The organism is Aggregatibacter segnis ATCC 33393, assembly GCF_000185305.1.
Lineage (GTDB): Bacteria > Pseudomonadota > Gammaproteobacteria > Enterobacterales > Pasteurellaceae > Aggregatibacter > Aggregatibacter segnis.
The window spans coordinates 1478587-1490699 of sequence record NZ_GL622200.1; the positions used below are offsets into that span (position 1 = coordinate 1478587).

The window sequence follows — 12113 nt, forward strand, 5'->3', positions numbered from 1 at the left end:
CTTTTGCTTGGCGTTTTTGTTTTCTGTCGTACAAAGTGCGGTCGTTTTTTTCAGTATTTTCAAAATACACGGAAAATCCACCGTACTTTACTTCATCTCACGCAACCGTTTTAAGATCCCTTTCATTTTCTCATCCAACTGTGCCGTTAAACGTAAGGTTTCACCACTGTGCGGATGTTCAAAACGAATAGAATAAGCATGCAAGAATAAACGATTCAAACCCAATTCTGCCATTTGTTGATCGAATACTTTGTCGCCATATTTGCTATCTAAAGCAATAGGATGTCCGGCATATTGCGTATGCACGCGGATTTGATGGGTTCGCCCCGTGACTGGCGAAGCTTTCACCAACGTAGCATTTACGTAACGCTCTTCCACAGAAAAACGGGTTTCTGACGGTTTACCTTGTTCACTGACTTTCACAATGCGCTCGCCGCTCGACAACTCATTTTTCAACAGCGGTGCCTGCACCACTTTACAGTGTGATTGCCACTGCCCACGCACAAGCGCTAAATACTCTTTTTGAATCGTTTTTTCACGCAACTGTTCATGCAAATGACGCAATGCAGAGCGCTTTTTCGCTACCAATAAAATCCCCGAAGTATCGCGATCCAAACGATGAACCAATTCCAAGAAACGCGCCTCCGGACGAAGTGCGCGTAATGCCTCAATCACCCCAAAATCAAGTCCACTGCCCCCATGTACGGCAATGCCGGAAGGCTTATTAAGCACCAATAAGTAATTGTCTTCAAAAATAATGTGTTGTTCTAGTTGGGCAACTTTGGTGAGTTTATGAGAAACGGTTTCCTGTGCTTTTTCTGCCACACGCACCGGCGGAATTCGCACCACATCCTCGGCTTGTAATTTATACTCCGGCTTACTTCTGCCTTTATTCACCCGCACTTCGCCTTTGCGTACAATACGATAAATCAGACTTTTAGGCACGCCTTTTAAGCGCGCAAGGAGAAAATTATCCAATCGCTGACCGGCTTCATCATCGCTTATAGTGAGAAATTGCACGTTCGGGTTAACTATTTTTTCATTCATCTTGTGTTTATTACGATCTTTTACATAAAAATTGACGCGCATCATAGCATATTGCGTTATGAGTTTGAATGTCGCAAAGAATCTTCTCATAAGGGCGAAACGCCTTGCTAAAAATCCCTATTCAAGCGATAATAACGCGCCTTTTTGAGTGATAAAAAAGGCTTTAAAATAAACAGGTTATCATTGATAGAATACAATGCAGCATTCGGCATAAGACGTTGTTATTGCAATGATTTTTAACCATCAATATGAGCGACAGCTTGCAAGCCATTTTTTAACCGGTTTTGTTTTTATTCACATATCAAGATGATATGAGTGTGAATAAGGTTGCCAATGCACCCAGCAGATGACAGTCGGGAAGACGGACATTCTGCGACAGACACGAGGTCGGCGACTAAGCAAAGTGCGGTCATTTTTGATGACGTATTTTTAGGGCATAAACCCCTTTCGATAAAAGAGAAAACGAATGAAAAGAATGTTAATTAACGCAACTCAAAAAGAAGAGTTGCGCGTTGCGTTAGTCGATGGACAACGCTTATTCGACCTGGACATTGAAAGTCCTGGTCACGAACAGAAAAAAGCCAATATTTACAAAGGAAAAATCACTCGCGTTGAGCCGAGTTTAGAAGCCGCTTTTGTGGATTATGGCGCAGAACGTCACGGTTTTTTACCGTTAAAAGAAATTGCACGTGAATATTTCCCGGCGGATTATGTCTATCAAGGTCGCCCAAATATTCGTGATATTATTTCTGAAGGACAAGAAGTTATTGTTCAAGTGAACAAAGAAGAGCGCGGCAATAAAGGTGCTGCGTTGACAACCTTTGTTTCCTTAGCGGGAAGTTATTTGGTGATCATGCCAAACAACCCCCGTGCGGGGGGCATTTCTCGTCGCATTGAGGGTGATGAGCGTTTGGAATTAAAAGATGCCTTGAGTTCTTTGGATGTGCCTGAAGGTGTCGGTTTAATCGTGCGTACCGCCGGTGTAGGTAAATCACCGGAAGAATTGCAATGGGACTTAAAAGTGCTATTGCACCATTGGGAGGCGATCAAACAAGCCTCAGAAAGCCGCCCTGCGCCGTTCTTAATTCACCAAGAAAGTGATGTTATCGTGCGTGCGATTCGCGACTATTTGCGTCGTGATATCGGCGAAATTCTGATTGATAGCCCGAAAGTCTATGAAAAAGCGAAAGCACACATCAAATTAGTGCGTCCGGATTTCATTAATCGAGTGAAATTGTATCAAGGCGAAGTTCCGCTGTTCAGTCATTATCAAATCGAATCCCAAATTGAATCCGCTTTCCAACGTGAAGTGCGTTTACCTTCCGGTGGCTCTATCGTCATTGACGCCACTGAAGCCTTAACCGCCATTGATATTAACTCCGCACGTTCTACCCGTGGTGGCGATATCGAAGAAACCGCATTAAACACTAACCTTGAAGCCGCAGATGAAATTGCGCGTCAACTTCGTTTACGCGACTTGGGTGGTTTGATCGTTATCGACTTCATCGACATGACACCGGTTCGCCATCAACGTGAAGTGGAAAACCGCATTCGCGATGCCGTACGTCAAGATCGCGCGCGTATTCAAATTAGTCGTATTTCCCGCTTCGGTTTGTTGGAAATGTCACGCCAACGTTTGAGTCCGTCATTAGGTGAATCCTCTCATCACGTCTGCCCGCGTTGCCAAGGGACCGGTAAAATCCGTGATAACGAATCACTTTCACTGTCTATCTTGCGTTTATTGGAAGAAGAAGCATTAAAAGAAAATACCAAACAGGTTCACACCATCGTTCCGGTACAAATCGCTTCTTACTTATTAAACGAAAAACGTAAAGCCATTCATAGCATCGAAAAACGCCATGATGTCGATATTATCGTGGTACCAAACGAAGCGATGGAAACCCCGAATTTCAGCGTGTTCCGTGTTCGTGATGGCGAAGAAGTGAATGAGTTAAGCTACAATTTAGCAAAATTACATCAAGATCAAGATGAAACCTTTGCCGCTGAGGAATCGTTGGTTTCTCGTAATATTGAAGCGACACCGGCAGAAACACCGGCGGTGGAAAGTGCGGCGGTTTCTTTGGCCATTACAATGCCTGCACCGGAGCCGGTTGAACGTAAAGTGCCGAAAGCACCTTCTTTGTTAAGCCGTTTATTCGCCGCGTTAAAAGGTTTATTTGCTTCTGAGCCAAAACAGGAAGAGAAAAATAAAAAATCTCGTTCGAATAACAGAAACGGTAATAACCGTAATCGCCGCAATCAAGATCGTCGCAACAATCGTCGTGTTCGTAACGAAAACGTGGAAAACATTATTGAAGAACAAAGTGCGGATAAATCTGAAGTGAGAAATCGTCACCAAGATCGCAACGCTAAACGTAATCGTAAACCTGAGGTGATTGAAGAAATCATTAAACCTGAATCTTCTACCCCGGTTACCGAAGAAAAGGCTGAACCTGCACAACGTCGTCAACGTCGCGACTTACGCAAAAAAGTCCGTGTTTATGAGGAAACAAATGAGCTTCCGGTTTCTCAAACAGAAAACATTTCCTTTGCTGAAAATACACATGTTGTGCGCGATGCCGAAGAAGCTGTTACGTCAGCAGAAGTAGTTGAAATGCCAAACGAAACTGAACGCAGTCGTGATAATTCCCGTCAACGTCGTTTACCACGCCATTTACGCGTGAATAATCAACGCCGTCGTCGCAACCAACAGGAAAAATCACCAATGCCATTATTTGCTGCGGTCGCTTCTCCTGAGTTAGCCAGCGGTAAAGTTTGGATCGATATGATGCAAGTAAATCAACCAAAAGAAACACCGTTCTTATCTGTTGATGAATTGCTTGAACAACAAAATCAATCAACTGCAGAAACCGAGAAAAGCATTACGGTTCCGGCATTAGATATGATTGTTGAGAAATCAAAAAATGAAGTTCAGCCGTTAACTGAATTTATTACCCAACCGGCAAATGAGTCTGTTGAGAAAAAAATTCAGGCGTCTTTAGAACGTTTAAACAATAACGTGACGTCAGAACCAACTGCGGCAATCGCAGAACAGCTTGAACCGAAAGCCGAGCATGATGTGAAATTTATGGCCGAAATTGACCGCACTTATGTGTTCAATGGCCGTGTTGGAACTTTCTCTGCGGTAGCTCATACTAAAGCGGAAGCGACATTAGCGAAATCCTCGGATGAGCCAATCACAATATATCCGGTGCAAGAATGGCAAGAATCCCGCTATTATTTCTACGGGAAAGGCGCTGCAGGACATCATACGGCAATCAGCCATGTCTACGCAGAACCAACAAAAGCCGAGTCTGAAAACTAGTCGTTTGAAAATAAAGCAGTTAAATAGAATCTTTTATTTAACTGCTTGACTTGATATAGCAAAGTCCGTATTATTCACCTCGCTCAAAACACGGAGGAATGGTCGAGTGGTTGAAGGCACCGGTCTTGAAAACCGGCGAGGGTTTACGCCCTCCTAGGGTTCGAATCCCTATTCCTCCGCCATATTCAGAAAAGGCGCTAAGTGAAAACTTAGCGCCTTTTTACATGTCTTTTACTTAGCATTTATCTCGCGTTAGATTTACTTCTTAAATTGGCAAAACTCAACCTTCGCTTTGCCAATAATAAGAACTCATCGAGATGAATTTATCACCCTTCTTTCTTAATTAATTCTTTGACCAAATCCGTCACAAATTCTAACCGCACTTTGTAATCCGTTAAATCTTTGGTAAAGCGAAATTTATGTGGGCCGTCAAAACGATAAACCGCTGGATTGCTTTGAATTAGCTGTAAAAAGATCATCGGGTCTAAATCAGCACTTGGGGCAAATTCGATGAATCCGCCTTGCGCGTAGGCATCCAAGCGAATGACATTGAGCGGTTTTAAATCCAGTCGTAATTGGGCAATTTGTAACATATTCCGCGTGGCTTGTGGCAAGGTTCCGAAACGGTCGATAAGCTCCACTTTTAATTCATCCAATGCTTCGGTGTTTTCCGCACCGGCAATGCGTTTATAAAAAGACAAACGCATATTCACATCGCCCAAATAATCTTCCGGCAATAGCGATGGCATCCGTAAATCAATCTCAGTTTGTTGTTGCGTCAGTTCGTCCAATGACGGCTCGCGCCCTTCTTTTAAGGCTTTCACCGCACGTTCCAATAATTCCATGTAAAGAGAAAAACCGATACTTTCAATTTGTCCGCTCTGCTCGTTGCCTAGCAATTCCCCTGCGCCGCGAATTTCTAAATCGTGGGTGGCTAAAATAAAGCCGGCACCGAGGTTATCTAGGCTTTCCAGGGCTTCCAAGCGTTTTTTCGCATCCTTCGTCATCAGTTTTGGTGGCGGTGTGAGCAAATAAGCATAGGCTTGATGGTGAGAACGCCCAACCCGTCCGCGCAACTGATGCAACTGTGCCAGACCGAAATTGTCGGCACGCTCGATAATAATGGTATTGGCCGTCGGCACATCGATACCGGTTTCAATAATCGTAGAACACACCAACACGTTATAACGTTGATGATAAAAATCCGACATCACGCGTTCCAATTCACGTTCGCGCATTTGCCCATGTCCCACAATCACGCGCGCTTCCGGTACAAGTGCGGTCAGTTTTTCTGCTGTATTTTCAATGCTCGCTACATCGTTATGCAAATAATACACCTGCCCACCACGCAAAATTTCACGCAAAATGGCTTCACGAATCACCAACTCATCCGTTTGACGCACAAACGTTTTAATGGTTAAACGGCGTGCCGGTGGCGTAGAAATAATGGAAAGATCGCGAATGCCATTCATCGCCATATTTAACGTACGTGGAATCGGTGTTGCGGTCAGGGTGAGAATATCAATGTTCGCGCGCAGCTGTTTCATTTTTTCTTTTTGGCGCACGCCAAAACGGTGTTCTTCGTCAATAATCAACAAACCCAGATCATGGAATTGCACATCACCTTGAATAATTTTATGGGTGCCAATCAGAATATCCACTTTACCGTCGGCTAAATCCTGAATCACCTGTTTCTGCTCTTTCGCCGTTTTAAAGCGGGACAACATTTCCACGTTCACCGGCAAATTGGCGAAGCGGTCTTTGAAATTATCGAAATGTTGTTGCGCCAACAAGGTGGTCGGCACCAACACTGCAACCTGTTTGTGGTTCATCACCGCTAAAAAGGCGGCACGCATCGCCACTTCCGTTTTACCAAAACCCACATCTCCACATACCAAACGGTCCATGGCTTTCGGCAATGTCATGTCGGAAATCACAGCATTAATTGCCATAAGTTGGTCATGGGTTTCTTCAAATGGGAACGTGGCGGTGAATTGTTGGAATTCCTCACGATCATATTGGAACGCAAAGCCTTTTTGCGCTTCACGTTGCGCATACACATCCAATAACTCTGCTGCCACATCACGAATTTTCTCCGCCGCTTTACTGCGCGCTCTGCCCCAGGCTTCGGAGCCTAACTTGTGCAACGGCGCGGTCTCATCGGCACCGCCCACATAACGGCTGATTAAATGTAACGATGCCACCGGCACATACAATTTTGAGTCGTTGGCATAATTGAGCAACAAATATTCCGCTTTAATGCCACCGTTTTCTAAACTCACTAAACCGCCGTAGCGCCCCACGCCATGATCCAAATGCACGACCGGCTGACCGATTTGCAATTCGGCAAGGTTACGAATCAAGGTATCAGGGTTCACCGTGCGGGATTTATCCCACTGCCGTTGTTGCACGCGTTCGCCAAGCAATTCCGCTTCACAAATAATGGCAAGCGGCACATCCTGCTCAATAATAAAACCATGCTCCAACGGGCTAACCATTAAAGCAAATTTTTCTTCTGTCGCTTGTGCCAAGCTATGAATCTGTTTTGGTTTCAGTTTTAGCGGAGAAAGCAGGCTTAACAAGGTTTCACGGCGACCTTCCGTTTCCACCATAAATAAAATATTGCCTTTAAAATGCTCAATAAATTGGCGTAACTGATGTAACGGTTCTTTTTGTTGCGATTGAATGGTCAGTGGCGGTAAGGGCGTAATGGCCAAATTTTTCTGCCGTGCGGACGACCGCACTTTTTCCGTTTTTAACGCAATGGCAGGGTAATTTTTTAACTGACGATTCACTTCGTCAATGCGCAACCAAAGTTTATCGGGCGACAATAACGGACGCATCGGATCGACGCGGCGGCTCTCAAAACGCTGTTCTGCATCCGCGTAAAAACGTTCGCCCTGCGTTTGATTCTGCTCACCGGTAATAAACAACGTATTCGCCGGGAAATAATCAAATAAGGTCGCCATTTTTTCAAAGAATAAAGGCTGCCAATATTCAATCCCTGCCGCCAACGTGCCTTTGCTGATTTGTTGATAAATATGTTCCGGATCCCGTCGAATTTCACCAAACGCTGCGCGGAATTGGCTACGAAAAAATTCAATACCTTGGTTATCGGTTGGAAATTCGTGCGCTGGTAATAAATTGATTTGATCGATTTCCTGCAACGTGCGTTGTGTATCCACGTCAAAAATGCGAATGGAATCAATTTCATCATCAAAGAAATCTAAGCGAAAAGGCACCGCACTTCCCATTGGGAAAAGATCCAACAAGGCACCACGCACTGCATATTCACCATGCTCCAACACTTGCTCCACCGCGCGATAACCCGATTTTTCCAATTGCAAACGAAGTGTTTCAATGACAAAACGGTCTCCTTTGTTAATCAGTAACACCCGATGTTGTAAATAAGAGGGCGGGCAAACGCGTTGCATTAAGGTGGCAATCGGCAAAATGAAAATGCCTTGTTTGCGTTGTTGTAAGTGAAATAAAGCACTCAAGCGTGCTGAAATAATATCTTGATGAGGCGAAAAACTGTCGTAAGGCAAGGTTTCCCAATCGGGAAAAAAGGTGACATTAAGTGGGCTCAGTTGCGCTAATTCTTTTTCTAAACGCACCGCACTTCGGGTGTCGTTCGTCACCACGACGGTTAGCCCATTAAACTGCGCCGCAATTTCACTCACGGCAAGGCTATCCGCGCCGGGCAGAATATTGGCTAAAATTTTATGATCTTGTGCTTGGGTTGGAATTTCGATGTGAAAAAATGGAGTTTGCATAAAACGACAATATATTAAAAAAATTGTCGCTAGTTTAGCTCAAACAGGAGGGATTTCCAATAAAAGTCTGTATAAAAAAACAGTGTCATGCTTAGGGGAATTCCTCCCCCAGGCATGCAAATCTTAGTGAGCGCTTTCCTCTTTCTGTTCTTTTTTGTCTTTCGGTTCGGCATCTTCGTCAAACTTCACCACCGGCACGCAGCCACGGCAAGTGCCTTGATCGATACCGGCTTCTTTACAGAAATCAGAATAGGCTTCCCACGCGCGTTTCACCCAACTTTTTTTACCTTCTTCGCTCATTTTTGTCTCCTTGGTTTTGCGTTTTTCTTTTAAATTGTTAAGAGATTGTTATCATAAAAGGACGGCATTTTTTTGCAACCATTTCTTCACTTCCAAGCGACAATTTTCTAACCACGTTTTTTTATTTGGTCTTTTTTCCGGCTGTTTGCAATAATCCGCGAACAACGGGAAAGGCAATTCGCCTGCCGATTTCATTAAACGCCGAATGGACGGCAAGGCAGAAGATAACGGCAGGAAAAAATCGGCAAAATCGGTTAATAATTGCCAATCTGAGCTATCCAGCGTCCAATCTATTTCTGTTCGAGCAAACTGTGTCGCCAACGGATGTAAAGAAAGAGGCAAATTGCGTTGAAACTGTTTTTCCGCCCGTTGCACGAATACTCGCCCTTTCTCACTCAAGGGACACAACCCCACCACCGAATAACAGCCGCTGCTGGCTTCTTTGCTTTCGCTAAAATGCACCAAAACAAAACCGCACTTTTGCCAGAATGCGAGCAGTTCCGGCGTGTAACCAAAACTGACGGAAAGAAAATCCACTGCGCCCTGTTGTTTTATCTGTTGTTGTTTCACCTGCGCAATTAAACGTTGTCCAAGCCCCTGTTGTTGCCAGTTGGGTTGCACGGTGATACGGGAAATGCGCAGAGAGCGCAATTCACACGCCTCTTCCCACCCGGCTTGGAAACACAGCATTTGCGCCACTAAATTGCCACGCGGGCGACGTTCTCCACGTCGAATTTGGCGAATTAACGTGTTGTCCGCCAACCCGCCTTCCGGCACCGCCCATACGCAACCAAGCAAGGAATCCTGTACTTGCGCGAGGTAAAATTGCTGCTGTGGTGCATCCAATAAACGGCGTAAATCCAAAGGCGAGGTTCGATAATGCGCCAAGGTCAGTAAGCCGTAAACAGATTCAATTTGATCATGAGGAATTCGTTCACAATGAGAAATTTGGATCTGCTCCGCAAGCACAGAATCATAAGGCGGTTGTGGCAGACGATCTTCGCAATCGCACAGCAACAGGTCGTCAATAAACGCTTCCAGTTTGTCATCTGCCTGCCAACGTAACGGCGTAAACAGTTCCAAATGACGCAAAGTGCGGTCGGTTTTCGCCATGAATTTTAATAAGAAGCCTCTGCCCGTGCCTTCGTAGCTGTGAATGGTGGTCGTCAACACAACACGTTTAAAAGCCTTAGTTAGACGAAATAAGATGTCTAGCGGAATCATCGCTGCTTCGTCCACAAACAACCAATGATCGGCAAATTGCTGTGGCGTTTCGCTGAGGTTTTGACTGAGTTCATCTGGCGGCATAAAGATGATTTCCGCCCCGGCAAATTCATTGAAAATATTGACCGCACTTTTATTCGGTGCAGTGAGAATCACCGGCTGGTTTTGTGCCACTTGCTGTTTGGCAAAGAGCCCCGCCAACGCCGATTTTCCGCGCCCACGTTTTGCCGTGATGATCAGGATCTCCTCATCGGCTTCCGCCATTTGTTGCAATAAACGGGCTTGTTCTAAGGTTGGCTGACAATGTGTTGAACGATCTTTTTGAGGCGTCGGCAAGGCAAGCGTTAACGGCGTATTTTGATAAATAGGAAAACCGTATTTTGCGATTTTTTCCCGTAAAAAGGCGATAAAGTGCGGTGTGTTTATGGCATGTTTTTCGCCCGACCAACGCAGGCTGTCGCTGTCGGGTTGATTAGCTAAATGCGACCAATAATTTAACAAAAATAATAGCAGGCCGCCGTCCTGCAACGTACCTGCCGCAATGGCGAGGGCATCCAAGTGAATGCCTTGTCGTGCGTCGTAAATGATGGCAGGCAATTCACTGCCGAGCAGATTTTTCGTTTTATTAAAAGGGAAATAGGATGGGGTGGCAAAGTGCGGCGAAACATCGCCAATCCAGACCGCACTTTTAAGTAAAAGGTTGTGATTTAATTGGTAGGCAAGAAAATCATCCTCGCCCACTAAAATGAGGAGTTCTCGGCTCATTTCTCGCTCAAATACGGATCTGCAAAGCCCAGCCCCGTCATGATTTGGGCTTCCAGGCTTTCCATTTCTTCCGCTTCATCATCTTCAATGTGATCATAACCAAGCAAATGCAAACTGCCGTGCACCACCATGTGCGCCCAATGCGCCATGACGGGTTTGTCTTGTTCCTGCGCTTCACGCTCTACCACTTGGCGGCAAATCACCAAATCGCCGAGTAACGGCAGTTCCACTTCATCAGGGCATTCAAAAGGGAAAGACAACACATTGGTCGGGCGATCTTTGCCGCGATAATTCAGATTTAATTCATGGCTTTCCGCTTCATCCACAATGCGCACCGTCATTTCCACTTCGTCACTCTGCGGTTGTACCGCGGCTGTCGCCCATTGTTCGATTTGTTCTGCGGTTGGCAAGCCGCTTTCTTGTTCACAAGCAATTTGTAAATCAATGATCATCTTACCCATGTTGCTCTCCTAAATTCATTGTCATTTCTGGCCGCACTTTTTCTTCTCTCTCAGTTTATTCTTCGCGCTCGGCTTTTTCTTGGCGCTCCGTTTTTTCTTCACGTTCTGCTTTACGTTGCTCCGCCAATTCGCGGCGACGGATTTCTTCCTGCGCATCCCAAGCGTCATACGCTTGCACCACTTTCGCCACCACCGGATGGCGCACAATGTCTTTGCTGTCGAAGTAATTAAAACTTAATTCTTCCACGCCGGACAACACTTCAATGGCATGTCGCAAACCGGATTTTTGTGAACGAGGCAAGTCGATTTGCGTAATGTCGCCGGTAATCACCGCTTTCGAATTAAAGCCAATACGGGTCAAAAACATTTTCATTTGTTCCACGGTGGTATTTTGACTTTCGTCCAAAATAATAAAACTGTCGTTTAAAGTTCGGCCGCGCATATATGCCAACGGCGCAATCTCAATGACATTGCGCTCCATGAGTTTTTGCACGCGCTCAAAACCTAGCATTTCAAACAATGCATCATAGAGCGGTCGCAAATACGGCTCGATTTTTTGCCCTAAATCACCCGGTAAGAAACCCAGTTTTTCACCGGCTTCCACCGCAGGGCGGGTCAATAATATGCGACGAATTTCCTGCCGTTCTAAGGCTTCTACCGCGGCGGCGACCGCTAAAAAGGTTTTTCCCGTCCCGGCAGGCCCAACACCGAAACTGATGTCATAACGCAAAATATTGTGCAAATACTGAATTTGATTTGGCCCGCGCGGTTTAATTAAGCCTCGTTTGGTTTTAATCGTTGTGCTGTACACCTTGCTTTCGGAACGGGTTGGTTCGGCATCTTGTTCTAAAATACGGCTTTCCACCAACGCGATGTGCACATCTTCCAAATCTAACTCTTTTATCTGCCCACGGACCGGCGCGGTTTGCGCATATAAATCGCGAATTAAATCCACCGCACTTTGCAGAATATGCTGAACATGCGCCGATGGATTTTCCTCTTGCGGTTGTAATGTAAAAGTAAAACCTCGGCGGGCAATGGAAAGATTGAAATATTTTTCGACTAAAGAAAGGTGTTCGTCCCCTGCGCCACACAACGAACGCAAACGCTCGTTATCCTGCGGTTCCAACGTGAAGGTTTGAGTAACTTGTTCGGTCAAAATTCAGCCTCAATAAATGCACAAAAAGTGAGGTACAATATAGCATAAATTGCATT

General features: G+C 45.3%; 8 protein-coding genes and 1 tRNA gene. 3 read left to right on the top strand and 6 right to left on the bottom strand.

What is annotated here, in order from left to right; all coding sequences use genetic code 11:
* Nucleotides 1-87: 87 nt before the first annotated feature.
* Nucleotides 88-1047 carry a 23S rRNA pseudouridine(955/2504/2580) synthase RluC gene (gene rluC, locus HMPREF9064_RS02545; protein ID WP_032998194.1) on the bottom strand — a complete coding sequence of 320 codons (960 nt, stop codon included), beginning with the start codon at nucleotides 1045-1047 and terminating at the stop codon, nucleotides 88-90.
* A gap of 333 nt (nucleotides 1048-1380) precedes the next feature.
* On the opposite strand from rluC, the gene HMPREF9064_RS09925 reads away from it, so the two are divergent.
* The 3 genes from HMPREF9064_RS09925 (at nucleotide 1381) to HMPREF9064_RS02535 (ending at nucleotide 4554) form a co-directional block, all read left to right on the top strand.
* The gene (locus tag HMPREF9064_RS09925; protein WP_006719091.1) at nucleotides 1381-1533 is read left to right on the top strand and encodes a hypothetical protein; all 153 of its coding nucleotides are present in this window, start codon (nucleotides 1381-1383) and stop codon (nucleotides 1531-1533) included.
* Complete coding sequence (gene rne / locus HMPREF9064_RS02540) at nucleotides 1514-4372, top strand: ribonuclease E (RefSeq protein ID WP_032997952.1); 2859 nt, start codon at nucleotides 1514-1516, stop codon at nucleotides 4370-4372. The genes HMPREF9064_RS09925 and rne overlap by 20 nt, the downstream gene beginning before the upstream one ends.
* Before the next feature lie 92 nt (nucleotides 4373-4464).
* A tRNA-Ser gene (locus tag HMPREF9064_RS02535) sits at nucleotides 4465-4554 on the top strand.
* A 144-nt stretch (nucleotides 4555-4698) separates the two neighbouring features.
* Here the strand turns inward: HMPREF9064_RS02535 and mfd are convergent.
* From mfd to HMPREF9064_RS02515, 5 genes are all read right to left on the bottom strand, one after another.
* Nucleotides 4699-8148 carry a transcription-repair coupling factor gene (mfd, locus tag HMPREF9064_RS02530; RefSeq protein WP_006719093.1) on the bottom strand — a complete coding sequence of 1150 codons (3450 nt, stop codon included), beginning with the start codon at nucleotides 8146-8148 and terminating at the stop codon, nucleotides 4699-4701.
* Nucleotides 8149-8271: 123 nt separating this feature from the next.
* On the bottom strand, nucleotides 8272-8448 hold the full coding sequence (locus HMPREF9064_RS09995) for a DUF5363 domain-containing protein (RefSeq protein ID WP_006719095.1): 177 nt from the start codon (nucleotides 8446-8448) through the stop codon (nucleotides 8272-8274).
* 51 nt (nucleotides 8449-8499) lie between these two features.
* Nucleotides 8500-10437, bottom strand: a complete 1938-nt coding sequence (locus HMPREF9064_RS02525; protein ID WP_006719097.1) for a tRNA(Met) cytidine acetyltransferase TmcA — start codon at nucleotides 10435-10437, stop codon at nucleotides 8500-8502.
* On the bottom strand, nucleotides 10434-10898 hold the full coding sequence (gene ybeY / locus HMPREF9064_RS02520) for an rRNA maturation RNase YbeY (RefSeq protein ID WP_006719099.1): 465 nt from the start codon (nucleotides 10896-10898) through the stop codon (nucleotides 10434-10436). The genes HMPREF9064_RS02525 and ybeY overlap by 4 nt, the downstream gene beginning before the upstream one ends.
* A gap of 55 nt (nucleotides 10899-10953) precedes the next feature.
* A complete protein-coding gene (locus HMPREF9064_RS02515; RefSeq protein WP_006719101.1) occupies nucleotides 10954-12057 on the bottom strand; it encodes a PhoH family protein in 1104 nt (367 codons plus the stop codon).
* Nucleotides 12058-12113 lie beyond the last annotated feature (56 nt).